The following is a 17,379-nucleotide window of genomic DNA, read 5'->3' as shown; positions in this document are numbered from 1 at the left end:
CGTAGGAGGAGCTATTGCGCTCCGAATCCGGATTTCAGGTCTTGAACAAGCCCGTCGTCGTCAGGGAAGAGGCGCTGGTTGCGCCGGTGGTGGTGCCAGATGTCGCGGCGCCCGCCGCCGTGGCGGGGCCAGCCTATGTCGTGCTGGCGGGCATCAGCCTGTCGCATTTCCTCAACGACACCATGCAGTCGCTGATCGCCTCGGTCTATCCGATCCTGAAGGACAGCTACGCACTCGACTTCGCGCAGATCGGTATGATCACGCTGGCGTTCCAGTTCACCGCCTCGCTGCTGCAGCCGGTGATCGGATATGTCACCGACAGAAAGGCGCAGCCGTTCTCGCTGGCTATCGGCATGGGCTTCACGTTCGTCGGTTTGCTGCTGCTCAGCCTGGCGCAGCAGTATCCCGTTATTTTGGTCGCGGCAGCACTGGTCGGACTGGGCTCGGCGGTGTTTCATCCGGAGTCGGCGCGGATCGCCCGCCTTGCTTCCGGCGGACGCTACGGCTTCGCACAATCGGTGTTTCAGCTCGGCGGCAGCTTCGGAACCTCGATGGGCCCGCTGCTGGCGGCGTTGATCGTGGTGCCGTTCGGCCAGCCGAGCATCGCCTGGTTTTCTTCGATCGCATTTCTCGCCATCGTCATCCTGTGGCGGATCGGGCATTGGTACAAGCCGCAGATCGCGACGAAGAAGGCGCCGCCGCCGCCGGCGCACCCGGACGCGCCGAGTTCCCTCCGGGTCAAGGTCGCGCTGGTGGTGCTGGTCGCGCTGTTGTTCTCCAAGCAGCTCTACGTCTCCAGCCTGTCGAGCTATTACATCTTCTACCTGATCGACAAATTCGCGGTCTCGACCCAGACCGCGCAGTTCTATTTGTTCATCTTCCTCGCCGCCAACGCCGCCGGCGCCTTCTTCGGCGGTCCGCTCGGCGACCGCTTCGGCCGCAAATACGTGATCTGGTTCTCGATCCTCGGTGCGCTGCCGTTCACGCTGGCGCTGCCCTATGCCGGGCTGTTCGCCAGCGCCGTGCTGACCATCTTCATCGGCTTCATCATTTCGTCGGCGACCTCGTCGATCATCGTGTTCGCGCAGGAACTGATGCCGCACCGGCTCGGAATGATCTCCGGGGTGTTCTTCGGATTTGCCTTCGGCATCGGCGGGCTCGGGGCCGCGGTGCTCGGCAAGGTCGCCGACCACGCCGGCATCGCCTTCGTCTATCAGGTCTGCGCGTTGCTGCCGGCGATCGGATTGCTCGCGGTGTTCCTGCCGAAGATGCCAAAGGCCGCTCGCTGACGCGGGAACCGTTGGCGCCGCAACCGCCGAATTTCATCAACACATCATTAGCGATTGTGGCGGTTCCCGGCATTTTCGTGCTGCCGATTTCACCGCTGCAGGAATTTCCCATGGCGCGATCGGAAAGAAACGCAGCCCGCGTTTTTCGCCGGCGGTTGCGCGCCAAAATATTGAAATTCCGCACGATCTCGTTGCCGGAGCGCACGCGTCCGAGGGGCGTGCGCAACAGATTATCAACCTTAATAATTAGGGTTAAGTGCCGCTTAAACATTTGATGGCATCGTCCGACCGTGAGTTTTTGATGTGAGGCCTCCGTTGTCTGCCTCACCGGACAAAAGGACGAAGCCAATGCGTAGCGTTAAGTTTCTCGTTGCCGCCGGAGCGGCATCAATGTTGTCATCGATGGCTTCTGCCGCCGACATGGCCATCATGCCGCCGCCGGCATACGCACCGCCTCCGGTGGTCGAGGACTTCGGCGGCTGGTATCTGCGTGGCGACATCGGTTTCAGCAATCAGCGAGTCGATCGCCTGAACAACGCGCTCGACTCCACCCTCACTTCGTCGAACCAGCATCTCAGCTTCAACACCGCCGGTATCTTCGGCCTCGGCGTCGGTTACAAGGTCAACAACTGGTTCCGCGCCGACGTCACCGGTGAGTATCGCGGCAATTCGCAGTTCTTCGGAACCGACCGCATCACCTATGCCGGCGGTGTCGGCACCGACACCTATCACGCCACCAAGAACGAATGGGTGGTTCTCGCCAACGCCTATGTCGATCTCGGCACCTGGTGGTGCATCACGCCGTTCATCGGCGCCGGCGTCGGCGGTGCGCGAGTTTCGATCAACAACTTCACCGACCAGGGTATCGCCCTCCAGGGCGTAGGCCCCACATTGGGGAGCCTCGCCCATGGCGACAACGTGTCGAAATGGAATCTCGCCTGGGCGCTGCATGCCGGCGTCGGCTACAAGGTGACGCCGAACTTCACCGTCGAACTCGCCTATCGCTACCTCGATATGGGCGACGGCCTGACCGGCGATCTCAGGGCTTTCGACGGCACCAACGGCATCAACAATCCGATGACGTTCAAGAACATCACTTCGCATGACCTCAAGCTGGGCGTGCGCTGGGACCTCTCGAGCCCGCCGGTCTACGCGCCGCCGCTGATGCGCAAAGGCTGATCGAGCCTCATTCCTCTTAACGAGTATTAACGGCGCGGGATCTTCCCGCGCCGTTTTCGTTTGGCGCGGCGACATGGCTGCGCAAGGCCCGTCACGGAAATGATCTCGGGTTTTCGCAAAGGATCGTGCCGTTCGCAGCCTGCGACAACGATTGGTTAAGGTTAACAGGCGATGATCAGCGCCAGTCAGAGTTCGATGGAGCGTTGCGATGCGTAGACTTTTGCTGGCGGCGATGATGTTCGGGGTGGCCTCCGGTGCGGAAGCGGCCGACCTTCCGTTTCTTCGCGGCTCCTTCACCGACGGGCTGACCACCGCGAGAGTCAACTGGCAGGGCTACTACATCGGAGGGCAGGGCGGCCTCGGTACGTCCGACATGAACTTCACAGGCGCAACGAGGAGCATCGCGGCTCACCTGCTGGCCACGACGGACATCGAGGCGTCAGGCGGCGTCTCGTCCTGGCCGCTGGGAGGCAAGACCTCGGTTCACGGCAACGGCTTCGGCGGCTTCGCCGGTTACAATGCGCAATGGGACGACGTCATTCTCGGCGCTGAGTTCAACTATATGCATGGCAAGTTCGGCGGCACGCAGACCGACAGCATGTCGCGGTTCTTTTCCGCCTCCGGGGGTTACACCGATACCGTGACGTATGAGAGCACGGGGACGATGGCGGTTTCCGACATGGGAACGCTTCGCCTGCGGGCCGGCTATGCGGCCGGTGCATTTCTGCCTTATATGTTCGGAGGTGTGGCCCTGGGGCAGGCGAATATCATCAGGACCGCCCATATCTACGGGACCCAGGTCAACCCGAACGCTGCGCCGGGCTTCCAGAACGTTCCGTTTGATCTGAGCGCGACGGATGCGAAGAATAGCCACTTGGTCTACGGATATTCCGGCGGACTCGGTGTCGATGTGATGCTGTATGCGGGCCTGTTCCTGCGCGCGGAGTGGGAATACATCCGCTTCACTTCCTCGATCGACACGCAGATCAACACGGTCCGCGCCGGTCTGGGCTACAAGTTCTGATCGAATGCGTCGGCGGATTCCAGGCACCGTCCGATCCTGTTGACAGAAGTGCTGCCGGCTGCTGGTCTGTCGCTCTCCTGAGAACGGTGGCCGGCCATGAAAATCTACGGCGATACCAATTCGGGCAATTGCCTGAAGGTGAAGTGGATCTGCGATCACCTGGCGTTGCCCTACGATTGGATCCGCGTCGATACGCTCAAGGGCGAGACCCGCACCACGGAATTTCTCAAGCTCAACGGCGCCGGGCAGGTGCCGACGGTGGTGTTCGACGACGGCCGCGCGCTGGCGCAGTCCAATGCCATCATCCGTTATCTCGCCCGCGGCAGCGATCTCATTCCCGCGGACGACTTTGCCGCGGCGAAGATGGACGAGTGGCTGTTCTGGGAGCAATACAGCCACGAGCCCTATATCGCGGTGTGCCGCTTCCAGATGGTCTATCTCGGCAAGCCGGCCTCCGACCTCGATCCCGACAAGATCAAGCGCGGCTATGCGGCGCTGGCGCGGATGGAGCATCAGCTCGCCGCGACGCGGTTCCTGGTCGGCGAGGCTGTTTCGCTCGCCGACGTCGCGCTATTGGCCTATACGCGGCTGGCGCATGAGGGCGGCTTCCACCTCGACGGCTATGCCGCGGTGCGGCGCTGGATCGGCGACACCGAACGCTATCTCGGGCTACCACCGGCGCGCTGAGTTCCAAGGATACCACCATGGCCGCGATTTCCACCGTCACCATCCGGCGCGCCCGCCGCGACGACGTCGGCGCCATCGTGGCGATGCTGGCGGACGATCCGCTCGGCAGCGCGCGCGAGCGGATCGAAGACCCGCTGCCGCCGTTCTATTTCCGGGCGTTCGATCGGGTCGAGGCCGATCCGAACATCCATCTCGTGGTCGCCGAGGACGGCGAGGGCACCGTGATCGGCTGCCTGCAACTCTGCATCTTGCCGGGACTGAGCTCGCAGGGCGCCTTGCGCGGCCTGATCGAGGACGTCCGCGTCGCCACGCATCGCCGCAGCCGCGGCGTCGGGGAGCAACTGGTGCAATGGGCGCTCGACGAGGCACGCACCAACGGTTGCAAACTGGTCGAACTGTTCACGCATAACACCCGCGTCGACGCGCAGCGGTTTTACAGGCGGCTCGGGTTTCAGCCGAGCCATGTCGGAATGACCTGGAGATTTTGATACAGCCAAATTCGTCGGCAGGATCGCTGCGGCCTTGCGCCGATTGCGAAACGGGCTTTGCCATTCGTTCCGGTTAACGCGCGATAAACCAGCCAGCCTTTCGTAATTATTTCCGCGCAACGATGCGTGGCATTGTGCTGTATCCCGCCGGGCTCGGGCAGGTTGGGGATCCACACATGAACAATTATTCAATTATTCGGATCGGCAACGAGTACGTCGTGCAGGCCGGCGAAAACAGCGTACTGAAAACCTCGAGCAGGCGAAGGGCGGCAAGAACCGTCACGGATGCTGACGAACTGCTTCAGTCGCAACCCCCTGCGGCAATCCCGCCCGATGTGGTCGCCGGGCCACCAATCGGTTGCGATTCCAGGGGCGCACCTGATCCCGGGATCACACCTGATCCCAAGGGTCACATCTGCCGAAAGTGTATATCTGGCCCCTCGAAAGTTCCTTGACGATTCCAGGCGTTTCCCTTATGCACCGCGGCGGGACACCTCCCCCCAACGGGAGGCTAGCTATCTGGAAGGATAGATCATGACTGCAGCGAAGCCCGCTTTGCGGCCCAATGTGCCGTATTTTTCCTCCGGCCCCTGCGCCAAGCGCCCCGGCTGGAACCCCCAAAATCTCAAAGACGCCGCCCTCGGCCGCTCGCATCGAGCGAAAATCGGCAAGGCCAAGCTCAAGCTCGCGATCGAGTTGACGCGCGAAGTGCTCGAGGTGCCTGCCGGTTACAAGATCGGCATCGTGCCGGCGTCCGACACCGGTGCGGTCGAAATGGCGCTGTGGTCGCTGCTCGGCGCGCGGCCCGTGACCACGATCGCCTGGGAGTCCTTCGGCGAAGGCTGGGTCAGCGACATTGTCAAGGAATTGAAGCTCAAGGACGTCACCAAGCTGCATGCCGGCTATGGTGAAATCCCCGATCTCAGCAAGGCCGATCCTGCTTCCGACATCGTCTTCACCTGGAACGGCACCACCTCGGGCGTACGCGTGCCCAATGCCGACTGGATCAAGGCCGACCGCGAAGGCCTGACCATCTGCGACGCCACCTCGGCGGCGTTCGCGCAGCCGCTCGACTGGGCCAAGCTCGATGTCGTGACCTTCTCCTGGCAGAAGGCGCTTGGCGGCGAGGCCGCGCACGGCATGCTGGTGCTGTCGCCGCGGGCGGTGCAACGCCTCGAGACCTACAAGCCGGCCTGGCCGCTGCCGAAGATCTTCCGCATGACCAAGGGCGGCAAGCTCAACGAGGGCATTTTCGAGGGTGAGACCATCAACACGCCGTCGATGCTGTGCGTCGAGGATTATCTCGACGCGCTGAACTGGGCGAAATCGGTCGGCGGCCTGAAGGCCCTGATCGCCCGCGCCGACGCGAACACGAAAGTGCTCGCCGACTGGAAGGCGAAGACGCCGTGGATCGATTTCCTGGCCAAGGATCCGGCGATCCGTTCCAATACCTCGGTGTGCATGAAGGTGATCGATCCCGCGATCACTGCTCTCACCGCCGACGCGCAGGCCGACTTCGCCAAGAAGCTGGTGGCGCTGGTGGAGAAGGAGGGCGCCGGCTACGATTTTGCGCATTATCGCGATGCGCCGGCGGGCCTGCGCATCTGGTGCGGCGCTACCGTGGAAGCCAAGGATGTCGCGCTGCTGACGCAGTGGATCGACTGGGCGTTCGCCGAGACCAAGGCTGCGCTGCCGAAGGCGGCGTAACGTAATCCCGTTCAATTGTCGTCCCGGGCAAGCGGCCTTTCGCCGCGCGACCCGGGACCCATAACCACCAGCGGGAGTATGGGTCCCGGCTCTTCGCGCCAAGTGGCGCTACGGCCGGGACGACGTTTCATTTTTCCAAAGGAAAAGTCCCATGCACAAACCCAAGGTTCTCATTTCCGACGCGTTGTCGCCCGCCGCTGTGCAGATCTTCAAGGATCGCGGCATCGAGGTCGATTTCCAGCCCAATCTCGGCAAGGACAAGGAAAAGCTCGCCGAGATCATCGGCCATTATGATGGCCTGGCGATCCGCTCCGCCACCAAGGCAACCGCGAAGATCCTCGAAAAGGCGAAGCGGCTGAAAGTGATCGGCCGCGCCGGCATCGGCGTCGACAACGTCGAAATCCCGGCCGCTACCGCCAAGGGCATCATCGTGATGAACACGCCGTTCGGCAATTCGATCACCACCGCCGAACACGCGATCACTCTGATGCTGGCGCTGGCGCGCGAAATTCCGCAGGCCGACGCCTCCACCCAGGCCGGCAAGTGGGAGAAGAACCGCTTCATGGGGGTCGAGATCACCGGCAAGACGCTGGGCGTGATCGGCTGCGGCAATATCGGCTCGATCGTCGCCGACCGCGCGCTCGGCCTGCGCATGAAGGTGATCGCGTTCGATCCGTTCCTGTCGCCGGAGCGCGCCAAGGACATCGGCGTCGAGAAGGTCGAGCTCGACGAGCTGTTCAAGCGCGCCGACTTCATCACCCTGCATACGCCGCTGACCGAGAAGACCAAAAACATCATCGACGCCGGCGCGCTTGCGAAGATGAAAAAGGGCGTGCGCATCATCAATTGCGCGCGCGGCGGCCTGGTCGACGAGCAGGCGCTGGTCGATGCGCTGAATTCCAAGCACGTCGCAGGCGCCGCGTTCGACGTGTTCGTCGAGGAGCCGGCCACCAAGAACGTGCTGTTCGGACACCCCAACGTGATCTGCACCCCGCATCTCGGCGCCTCCACCACAGAAGCGCAGGAGAACGTCGCGCTGCAGGTCGCCGAGCAGATGTCGGATTATCTCTTGAGCGGCGCGATTTCCAATGCCGTCAATTTCCCCTCGATCACCGCGGAAGAGGCGCCGAAGCTGAAGCCGTTTATCGAGTTGGCCGAAAAGCTCGGCTCGTTCGCGGGCCAGCTCACCGAAACCGGCATCCTCAAGGTGCAGATCACCTATGAGGGCCACGTCGCCGAAATGAAGATCAAGGCGCTGACCTCGGCGGTGCTGTCGGGCCTGCTGCGGCCGATGCTGGGCGACATCAACGTCGTCTCGGCGCCGGTCATCGCCAAGGAACGCGGCATGGTGGTCGACGAGATCGTGCGCGCGGCGCAGAGCGATTATGAAAGCATGATCACGGTCACCGTCACCACCGAGCGGCAGGAGCGCTCGGTGTCGGGCACGGTCTATGCCGACGGCAAGCCGCGGCTGGTCGACATCAAGGGCATCCGGGTCGACGCCGAATTCGGCAAGTCGATGATCTACGTCACCAACGAGGACAAGCCCGGCTTCATCGGCCGCTTTGCCAGCCTGCTCGGTGACGCCAAGCTCAACATCGCGACCTTCCATCTCGGCCGCACCAAGCAGGGTGGCGACGCTATCGCGCTGGTCGAGGTCGACGGCGCGGTGCCTCCGGAAGTGCTCGCCAAGGTGCAGGGGCTGCCGCAGGTCAAGCAGGCCAAGGCTTTGGTTTTCTAAAAGGCTTTGGTATTCCAACAAGGCGTTGGTATTCCAAGGCGCTGCTGTTCTGAGGCGCCGGTGGCTTGAGTTTCCCCTTTCCCCGTGTGGGAGAGGGGAACCGGCATTGCGAAACCTCCCGCGGGCGTGCGCTCGCAGCGCGACCGGCCCGACGCTCGAGCGTATCCGGTTACGGCAGCCTTGTTTCTACAGCACGACCGAGGCGGCCTGCGCCGGCCTGTCATGCGCCACGGCCGGCCCGTCGCGCCAATTCCTGACCGACGGTCGGGTCGCCGGTCCTATCGTCGCCAGCAGCGCGGCGTTGAGTTCCGCGATCCGCCCGAGCTTGACCAGGCACCTGGCCGTGCCGACGAACCCGTCCGGAAGGTCCGGCTGCAGCCGCATGAATTCGAGATAGTGGTAGAGTGCTTCCTGATGCTGGCCGAGCCCTTCGCAGGCCTGGCCGAGGCACAGCCACGCCTTGGCGGCATCGGGGCGGACCGCCGTCAAGGTGCGGAACAGTTTCTTGGCGCCGGCCAGGTCGCCCTTCGCGGTCAGCAACTGGCCCAGCCGGTGCAGCGCGTCGGCATGCCTTGGCTGGACTTCCAGAATCCGCCGGTAGCCGCATTCCGCGTCGGCAGTCTGTCCCTTCTTGTGAAGGTCGGTCGCCTGCTCCAGGACGTCGGGAATGCTTCGCGGGTCGATCCTGTTGCCGAGATTCCTGCCATTCCTCGTCTCGACCACGGTGCAGCGAATCTTGCGCTCCGTACAATGGAACGAATATTTGTAGGGCTCGTTGCCGCGCAGGAAATCATACTCGGTAAAGCCGTTCTCGATCGCGTGGCGGATGCTGAAGGCATGCAGGATCATTCCCGGCGGCGGCCCATCGAAGGTCTCGTCGCGTCCGGTCATGTAGAAGGAGAACGTCCGCTTGCGCGGGTCGACCAGCGTGGCCAGCGCCGCGACCGGCCGGTCGCCCTGCCAGAAAGTCGGCAGGAATACCAGGCCGGACTGAAAACTGCGCGTCAGCATGTTGCCGTTGGAGCGAACCAGGCTGTCGGTCATCGTGCCTTTGCGGGGGCGCCACTTGATCTCCCAGAATCGAAGCAGGGATTTGAGGTCCTGCGCGAAAGTCTCGGGGGTCGCAACGGTGATCCGGTATTCACCCCCCGCATTGACCAGTTTGAGGAGGCGCCGGATCTTCTGCCTCGTATTGGTGCTCAGCGACTCCAGATAGGAATTCCAGTCCGCCGGCAAGGCGGTGTACGGGCAGAGACTGTTATCGATGCCGTCGATCTTGGCGATCCTGTCCACCTCCGTCATCTGGAAACTGGCCTTCGGAAAGCAAGCCATGAGCAACCGGAAGCGTCGCTCCGACATCCGGACATTTTCGAGGTTGAGGCGTGCCCAGTTCATCTGCTTGATGCATCGGGCAAAGGCGGGAATGACCTTGTGCTCCGTCTCCGGCGTGCAGACGATGCCGGTGTAGTCGGCCGAGAAATTGCCGGCCATCCTGATCTCGCTGCGCACGTCGGCGTTCTCGATCGCGGTCTGCAGCCGCAAGGGAAAGAATGCAGCGTAGGGGGCGTCGGCGGCGTCGCTGGCCTTTGCCGCCAGGATGAACCAGGGGCCTTCGATGTGAGCCAGCCATCCGCCGAGCCATTTCCATGACAGGAAGATCTGGGCTTCGGGATCCGCATCGTAGACCGCGTTCCAGTTGTCCTGGAGCTTGGCCAGCGACGGCAACGTTTCGATGATGTCGATATGCACGGCGGACGCCTTTCCAGAATACCTGCCTGGTTGCTTGCCTAGCGCTCCCTGAATGCCCGCGACATGCTGTCGTGGATGGGCCTGACGATGTATTGGAAGAACGTGCGCTCCGATGTCTTGATGTAGACCTCGGCCGGCATGCCGGGAGTGGGACTGAAGTCGGGAAGCGCCATGGCTTCCTCGTTGTTGAGTTTGACGCGGACGAGGTAGATGTCGGTCGGTCCGACCTGCTGCGACTTCTTTTCGTCGGCCAGCGTGTCGGCCGACAGATAGATCACGTCCCCAGAAACCATGGGCGAGATGCGCTGGTTGAGGGCCGTCAGCCGCACCATCGCCTTCTGCCCGCGCTTGACGCTGTCGATGTCCTGCGGCCGCAACCGGGCCTCGATGATCAGCTCGTCCTTCAGCGGCAGCAGCTCCATGATGTTCTTGCCGGCCTCCACCACTCCGCCCCGGGTGTGATAACGCAGCTTCACCACGACGCCGCTGACCGGCGCGGTGACGCGGACCCGATCGAGTACGCCCTTGGCGCTAAGCATCCGCTCGCGGACGTCGGCCAGCTCGCCCCGCACCTCATGCATTTGCTCGACCGCGGTCTTGATCGCCGTCTTGCGCACGCCGTTGATCTGCTCGACCGCGCGGGCGATCCGTTCCTTGGCGTCGCCGATGTCGCCCATGATGCGGCCGACTTCGCCTTCCAGGTTGGCTTTCGACCTCTGCAGCACCATCAGCTCCGGCTTGCGTACAAGCCCGGCCTGCACCAGACGATCCTTGGTCTCGATTTCCTCGTCGAGCAGAACGATCTGGCGCTTGACCGCGTCCAGTTGAACCCGCGATCCCTGGACCCGCTCCTCCAGCGCCCTGATGCTCTCGTTAATGCTCTTGATGTCGCTGTTCATATTGTTGCGGCGCGCCGTGAATGTCATCTTCTGGCTGTCGATGATTTCCTTCACCTCGGGCGAATTCGCCGGCGCATTGGCGACTTCCGACGGAAACGTGATTTCCGGCTCTTCCCTCATCTCGGTCTGCAGCCTTGCATCGATGGCCGACAACCTGATGCGACGCAGAAACAGGCGCTGCAACTCCGCTCGAGCTGAGGTCTCATCAAGCTCGAGCAGTATCTGACCCGGCTCGACGATGTCGCCTTCGCGCACATAGATCTCGCGGATAACGCCACCTTCGAAATGCTGGATGATCTTGTTTTGCCCGGTGGCGACGAACACGCCGGACGCGACCACTGCGCCAGCGATCGGCGCCATATTGCCCCAGACGCCGAAACCCATCAGCACGGCGGCCATGATCAGCATGCCGCCGATGGTCGGAAATTTCGTCGATCGCGGCAGCGTATCGTACCAGGTGCCGTCGGCTGCCGCGGTTCGGGCTGCAATTTTCCTGTTGGCCATGGCGCGCCTCGTTCCCTTCCATCTGCGGCCGCTACGAATTCAGCGGCGGGGGATCGCCCGGCCCGCCCGGGATGTTCGTCGGCTTGCGCCCGGTGATGATTGGAATGATCTCGTCGCGGGTCCCGAATGCTTGCACCGATCCCTGATGCAGGATCATGATCTTGTCGACGCTCTGCAGCAGTGCGGCGCGCTGGGTGATCGTGACCACCGTCATCTTCTTTTCCTTGGCGCGCAGCAACGCCTTCGCGAGCGCCCGCTCGCCGTTCGCATCCAGATTGGAGTTCGGCTCGTCGAGTACGATCAGGCGCGGGTTGCCGTAAAACGCGCGCGCCAGCCCGACCCGCTGCCTCTGGCCGCCGGACAGCGGACTGCCGTCCATACCGACGATGGTCTCATAGCCCTGTGCGAAACCCGAGATCATCTCGTGCACATCGGCGGTCTCCGCCGCGTCGAACACGTCTTCGTCGCGGGCATCCTCGCGCATCCGGCCAATGTTGGCCTTGATCGATGCGGGAAACAATTGCACATCCTGCGGCAGATAACCGACGCTCTCGCCGAACTGGCGTGGATCCCAGTTGCGCAGATCCATCATGTCGAGCCTTACGCTGCCGGCGGTCGGAATGATGGATCCGACCAGCATGCGCGCCAGCATGGTTTTGCCGGTGCCGGAATCCCCGACAATGGCGAGCGATTCACCGGGCTTCAGCTGAAAACTGATTCCGTTCAGGATCACCTTCTTGTTCGGCGGCGGCACGTAGAGAATCCGCTCGACGTTGAGATATCCGGCCGGCCGCGGCAACCGCAGTCGCTCCATATTGAGCGGCGAATTCAGCAGCAGGGTTTTGACCCGGGCATAGGCCGAACGCGCCTGGACGAAGCTGCGCCAGCCTTCGATGGTCCCTTCCAGTGGCGACAGCGCCCGGCTTGCCACGATCGAAGCCGCAATGACCATGCCGCTGGTCATCTGGCCTTCCAGCGCCAGCCATGCCCCCCATCCGAGGATGGCGATCTGGGTGCACAGCCGCAGGAACTTCGACAGCCCCGTCATCAGGATGTTGCGGTCCTGGCCGATCACCTGCGCCTTCAGGGACTCGACCGTTTCGCGGCCCCAGACCTGGACGCCTTCCGGGATCATTCCCATGGCGTTGATGACCTGGGCATTGCGGGCCATCGATTCCGCCTGCAGGTTTGCCCTGGTGCCGTAGTTGTTGGCCTGGGTGAACGGCACCGCGGTCACCCGCTGGTTCAAGAGCGCCACGGCGACGAGGGCAGCGCCGGTCGCCAGCACGATGAAACCGAGATGCGGATGAATGAGAAACACCACGGCAAAGTAGACCGGCGAAACCGGCGTATCGAACATTGTCAGCAATACCGGACCAGTGATGAATGATCGCAGGTGCTGCAGGTCCGCCAATGTCTGGAATTCCCGGCTGGATCCGCCTTGTGCGGCCCTGGCGGCGGCGCTCAACACGGGTCCGCCCAATCTCGCCTCGGTCTCGACTGCAACGCGCATCAGGATGATGCGGCGCATCATGTCCATCAGCACATGCGCCGCGATCGCAATGACCACGATTATGGTCAACATCACCAGCGTGTCCGTGCTGCGGCTGGTCAGCACGCGATCGGACATATTGAACAGGTAGATCGGAATTGCGAGCACCAGCAGGTTGACCGCAACCGAGAAGATTCCCACGGTCACCAGGCTGCGGCGTGCTTTCGAAAGGCCCTTGCCGAGCACATCCCGGAATTCATGGTCGCTGGATCGCTTGTGCAGCGGCGGCGTGCCGCCTCCGCCGCCTCCTCCTCCGCCTGAGGCGCCGCCGCCGCCCCCGTCGCCGGTCGACGGCGGAGGCGCAACGGGCTGCTCGATCAAGACGGTGGATCCCGGCGCCGGGGTCTTTGCTTCCTCCCGCAGCGACGGTTCGACCGGCGGATCCGTGATTCTGGCTTTCGCCGGAGGTGCTTCCTCGTCCGCAAATGTGACGGGGGGATCGTCAGCCGGCGGAGCGGAGGCATCAAGCACGGTCCGAAGCGGAATGATCTTGGCCGTCTTCGGCGTCCCTTCGTCGGGTTGATTTGAATGCGAACTGCCGCCACCGTTTAAACGATCGTCCCCGCCCAGCGACATTTCAAAACTCCACTACCGGTTCCAATCGAGCAGAACCCTGTCCTTGCCTCTATTGCAGTACGCTCGCGATCGGATCTGCTTGCAGCGAAGCAGGGATCGTGGCGGGAGTCGTGCAGGCATCGTCCTGGCTGTCGTCGACGAAGGCGATCAGTTCGGGAATCAGCGCATGGGTATCGGCGTTCACCGCCTGATCCTGATCCGACGGCAGAAGATTGGCCTGCACCAGAATCGTATCGGTGTAGACCTGACCGGTAACGTAGGTGTTGGTCGGGCCGACATCGATGATCGCAGCGTCATTGATCAGACTGTCGTTACCAGTCGTCACCGACTGGGTCGTGGCGCCGTCCGGGAAATATGTCAGTGCGTTGGACGACGGCTGGTTCAGCAATTGATAGATCACGTTGACGTCGGATATGACATTGGTCTGCCACACGGCGTTGATGTCGTAATAATCACCCGTGACGTACAGCACATTGAATACACCGCCGGATCCGTCGACCGCGGTCCCAAGGCTCGGGTCGAGCGACGTTGCTCCGGTTTCCAGCGCGCTGAGGATGGCCTTCGTCCCGTCGGTCATCTCGCCGAAATTGTCTCCGCCATAATTCTCGATCGTCGCTTCGTTGAGAAGGTTGTTCCCCCCGGATTCGACCGACTGCGTCGGATCGGTGCCGTCCGCGGCCATGTGGATCTGGTCGTTGTTGAGCAACAGATTATTCTGGAAGATGACGTTCATGCCGTGGTAGGCGCCTTCGATGACGATCAGGTCATAGTGAATCTCGCCGTTGAATATCTGGGCGAGGTTGCCGAGCTGATTGTAGCCGTCCACCAGGTCGTAGTGCGTGTCCGCACTGGTCTGAACCACGACGTCGTTGTCGAACAGGTAATTGGTCTGAAGCAGGACGTGGACGTTGTAATAGTTGCCGTCCACCACGTCGACGTTCCAATTCGGTCCGGCGAACGTCGCCTGGATCGAAGCGTAGACGCCGGGATGCTGCACGAAGTCGGCGATGTTGGTCGTCACGTCGTCGCCGGTGGCTGCGAGCGGCGCCGGACCGTCGGAAACGTTGATGTGATCGTGGTCAATAATCGTGTTGGTCTGAAAGATCGCATTGGTTTGGAAATAGTCGCCATTGACGATCATGGTGCGGCCGGACTCGCCAAGGTCGATAATCAGCGCCGCGTTCAGGCTGCTGTTGTTGCCGAGAACGGCCCATTGTCCGAGACCCTGACCGGTCTCCGGCAAGGGCGCCGGCTCGACTATCAGTGTCTGGTCCGGGGCGATCGGGGCCGGGTCCTGCAGCACGCCGTTGAGATAGTAGCCGGGCTGCACCGAATGCGGGTCCGGCGTTCCGCCGCTCGCCGCCCAGTCTGCGTCGTGGGCGGTCAGAAAATCGGTCGCGCCGGTTCCATTTTGCGGGATCCACCATTCCTGCGGGATCTCGCCGTTGGCAGCGTCCGCCATCCGTTCGATCGTCGCGGCGATGTCCGTCGCCAGACTCAAGGTCAGATCGCTCGGAGCAAGCCCGCCGTTGAGCTGCAGAAGGGTATCGTCGTCATAGAGAATGTTGCGTTGATGAACCTCGATCTGGCTTTGCTCGCCGCCGGGCTGGTATTCCACCCTGATATGAAAGTCGACGCCGCTCGAGCCGCCGCTGCCAGCGGATGTCGGCAGCTGGATGTTAGGTCCCCGCGAAGGCGGAAAGAAATCGAGGTCGAGATCCGGCAAATCGGTCAAAGCCCTGATCGAATGGATGCGGTTGAAATGTGCGGGGTCGTCCGGGATCAGATCCGGCGCCGGGCCGCCTTTGGTGTCGAGGTCATCGGGCGTGAAGGGATGATCGTAATCGGGTCGCGGGGTGATGTAGTCGGCCGGCAGACGGGGCGCGAGGCTCTCATCGTAGTGGATCCGGTCGCGGGCGATGTCATGAAAGATCTGGAGGTACCCTGCGAAGTGCGAGATGACTTCGACGAAGCTCGCTGACGCCATGGGAGATCCTCCTCTGAGCGTGAACTATTATGGCCATGCACCGGCCATCCAGTTTCTCATTGGCAAATTGCGGCGGCAGTAGTGAAATGTAGCGATGAAACGAGTTGACGGAGGAAGCCCGCGCGGCGGATGCCGCGCGGGCAAAGCGCGTGACTAGCTGCCCAGTGAATGGTCATCCGTAAGATCATGACCTGCAGCTTGTATCGTGATGCTGTTGAACTGGATGTTCGCACCCTGGGTGATGGTCTGGTTGAACGCTTCCTGTGTCAGGGCTGCGTCGGCAGATGACGCCACACCGCTGGCCGCGGCACCGACAACGTCTCCCATCTTGGAGTCGACCTTGGAGTCGCCACCCTCGGCCTTGGCGTCCATGTCGAAGTCCACATCCCAGCCGCCGAACGATACTTTCGGATCGTACAGGGTGTCGTTGTCAACCAGGTTGTTCACCTGATCGATATTGAACTGGTTGCCGTTCCCCATGGTCTGGGTCACCACGTCGGGCATGATCAGCGAGTCGTTGATGTATTCCAGTCCATGAAGATCGATCACGGGGCTGCTCAGGCCGTCGGCGCTCAGGTCGAGATCGACCTTCACATCCACATCGACGTTGACCTTGTTGTCGATGGTGTTTTCGATCTTGTTGTCGATCTTGTTGTCGATATCGTTGTCGACCTTGTTGTCGAGCTTGTTGTCGACGTCGTTATCGACCTTGTTGTCGACCTCATTCTCGTTCTTGTTGTCGTTGAAGTTGAGGTTGCCGTTGCCGTTCAGGTTGCCGTTGGCGTTCCAGTTGTCATTGCTGCTGCTGGAATCCAGCGACTGCACAGCGGTCTGGTACTGGCCCTGACCCTGGCCCTGGCCCTGACCCTGACCTTGGCCCTGACCCTGGCCCTGCAACTGACCCTGGCCCTGCAACTGACCCTGAAGATTGGCTTGGATCTGGTCTTGCTTCTGGTCTTGGTCCTGGTCGTGTCTCCGGTGTGACCTGCCACTCATGGCGGGCTCCTGTGGTTGGAGCATCGCAAAGCAGAACGAGATCGCTGATCTTCTGTGTCTGCGATCTTCGAAGCGCGGCGGTGCTCTTGAACGTCGGTTCTTCCGACTGCCCGCATCCGCCTTATTGCGAACGCCGGCGGCGCAAGATCGCGCAACAGATGCGTTCGCAACATGCATGCATCTGGTCAGCCGCGATATCTTGCGATATCAGCCGATCGACGTTCCGGTTGGCGCATCCGATAGGCTTGGCATTCGGTTGGGGGATCGAGATGACGGCGGCGTCGCCGCTGTACGGCTGTCTGCTTTGGGCCTACGCCGGCTGTCGCTGCGGCTGCGTGTCGCAGACGTGTGCTTCAAGCCGCGGCAGCAGATCCCAGATGTCGCGGTTGATCTTTGTCATTTCGTTCGTGGTCCTGAGCATGTCCTGCAGGCGGCTGTCGTCCAGCGCCTTTATCTCGCCGAACCTGAGGCTGGACCTCGTCTCCATCAGCCGCATCGACTGGGTGTGGGTGATGGCGCCTGAGGCATCGTAGATGAACATGCAATGATTGAGTTCGTTGCGGACCTTTGTCAGTTCTCCGAAGCGCTCGACGAGAGCCGTCAGGTTCCTGGCGAGAGCCTTGTCCGTGACTCTGATCTTGGCCATCCGCTGGATCAGGTCGAGCCTCGCGCGGGTCGTGTTCAAGGTGGCGAAAACGACGGCGGCGGAGGCCTCGTCGGTCCGCAGCAAGATCATCAGGACATAGATGAAGAGGCTTTCGTTGTTCGACCAGCTGCAGATCAGGTTTCCGATCAGGGCGAGTACGAAAGTACGGCGGTCCGCCGAAGCCGGAGCGGCGGCGGCCAGCAGGTCGAAGTCCGGTTTTGGGGGTAGCTTGCTGACAAACATCGCGTTCTTGTCCGCTGAGTAGCCTAGTATTAATTGTAACTAGTTCGCCTACGGGGAAGTATATATCGAAAGATACATTAGCAGAGGTTGTCTAGAGCGACGTTGCATCTAG

At 62.0% G+C, this 17,379-nt stretch carries 13 protein-coding genes; 7 read left to right on the top strand and 6 right to left on the bottom strand.

From position 1 onward, the window contains the following. Nucleotides 1-41: 41 nt before the first annotated feature. The 7 genes from KMZ29_RS21980 to serA all read left to right on the top strand — a co-directional run bounded on the left by KMZ29_RS21980 (nucleotide 42) and on the right by serA (nucleotide 8,115). Nucleotides 42-1,289, top strand: a complete 1,248-nt coding sequence (locus KMZ29_RS21980) for an MFS transporter (protein ID WP_215621171.1) — start codon at nucleotides 42-44, stop codon at nucleotides 1,287-1,289. A 348-nt stretch (nucleotides 1,290-1,637) separates the two neighbouring features. Continuing rightward, nucleotides 1,638-2,468 carry an outer membrane protein gene (locus KMZ29_RS21975; RefSeq protein ID WP_215621170.1) on the top strand — a complete coding sequence of 277 codons (831 nt, stop codon included), beginning with the start codon at nucleotides 1,638-1,640 and terminating at the stop codon, nucleotides 2,466-2,468. A 208-nt stretch (nucleotides 2,469-2,676) separates the two neighbouring features. Further along, nucleotides 2,677-3,492, top strand: coding sequence for an outer membrane protein (locus KMZ29_RS21970; RefSeq protein WP_215621169.1), 816 nt, complete (start codon nucleotides 2,677-2,679; stop codon nucleotides 3,490-3,492). 96 nt (nucleotides 3,493-3,588) lie between these two features. Beyond that, entirely contained in the window at nucleotides 3,589-4,179 is a 591-nt protein-coding gene (locus KMZ29_RS21965; RefSeq protein WP_215621168.1) for a glutathione S-transferase family protein, read from the top strand. Between the two features lie 17 nt (nucleotides 4,180-4,196). Next, nucleotides 4,197-4,667 (top strand): GNAT family N-acetyltransferase, encoded by a 471-nt coding sequence (locus KMZ29_RS21960; protein ID WP_215621167.1) that lies wholly within the window; start codon nucleotides 4,197-4,199, stop codon nucleotides 4,665-4,667. A 534-nt stretch (nucleotides 4,668-5,201) separates the two neighbouring features. Further along, nucleotides 5,202-6,374 carry a phosphoserine transaminase gene (locus KMZ29_RS21955; RefSeq protein WP_215621166.1) on the top strand — a complete coding sequence of 391 codons (1,173 nt, stop codon included), beginning with the start codon at nucleotides 5,202-5,204 and terminating at the stop codon, nucleotides 6,372-6,374. A 151-nt stretch (nucleotides 6,375-6,525) separates the two neighbouring features. Continuing rightward, nucleotides 6,526-8,115, top strand: coding sequence for a phosphoglycerate dehydrogenase (serA, locus tag KMZ29_RS21950; RefSeq protein WP_215621165.1), 1,590 nt, complete (start codon nucleotides 6,526-6,528; stop codon nucleotides 8,113-8,115). Between the two features lie 186 nt (nucleotides 8,116-8,301). Here the strand turns inward: serA and KMZ29_RS21945 are convergent, their stop codons facing one another. From KMZ29_RS21945 to KMZ29_RS21920, 6 genes are all read right to left on the bottom strand, one after another. Then, on the bottom strand, nucleotides 8,302-9,864 hold the full coding sequence (locus tag KMZ29_RS21945; protein ID WP_215621164.1) for a GNAT family N-acetyltransferase: 1,563 nt from the start codon (nucleotides 9,862-9,864) through the stop codon (nucleotides 8,302-8,304). Between the two features lie 38 nt (nucleotides 9,865-9,902). Then, a complete protein-coding gene (locus KMZ29_RS21940; RefSeq protein WP_215621163.1) occupies nucleotides 9,903-11,267 on the bottom strand; it encodes an HlyD family type I secretion periplasmic adaptor subunit in 1,365 nt (454 codons plus the stop codon). A 31-nt stretch (nucleotides 11,268-11,298) separates the two neighbouring features. Further along, a complete protein-coding gene (locus tag KMZ29_RS21935) occupies nucleotides 11,299-13,182 on the bottom strand; it encodes a type I secretion system permease/ATPase (RefSeq protein ID WP_215624369.1) in 1,884 nt (627 codons plus the stop codon). A 262-nt stretch (nucleotides 13,183-13,444) separates the two neighbouring features. Beyond that, nucleotides 13,445-15,382 carry a hypothetical protein gene (locus KMZ29_RS21930; protein ID WP_215621162.1) on the bottom strand — a complete coding sequence of 646 codons (1,938 nt, stop codon included), beginning with the start codon at nucleotides 15,380-15,382 and terminating at the stop codon, nucleotides 13,445-13,447. A 153-nt stretch (nucleotides 15,383-15,535) separates the two neighbouring features. Then, on the bottom strand, nucleotides 15,536-16,378 hold the full coding sequence (locus tag KMZ29_RS21925; RefSeq protein WP_215621161.1) for a hypothetical protein: 843 nt from the start codon (nucleotides 16,376-16,378) through the stop codon (nucleotides 15,536-15,538). A 310-nt stretch (nucleotides 16,379-16,688) separates the two neighbouring features. Beyond that, a complete protein-coding gene (locus tag KMZ29_RS21920; protein ID WP_215621160.1) occupies nucleotides 16,689-17,267 on the bottom strand; it encodes a hypothetical protein in 579 nt (192 codons plus the stop codon). Nucleotides 17,268-17,379 lie beyond the last annotated feature (112 nt).

Source organism: Bradyrhizobium sediminis, from assembly GCF_018736085.1.
GTDB lineage: Bacteria > Pseudomonadota > Alphaproteobacteria > Rhizobiales > Xanthobacteraceae > Bradyrhizobium > Bradyrhizobium sediminis.
This window is presented reverse-complemented; position numbering and strand designations above follow the sequence as displayed.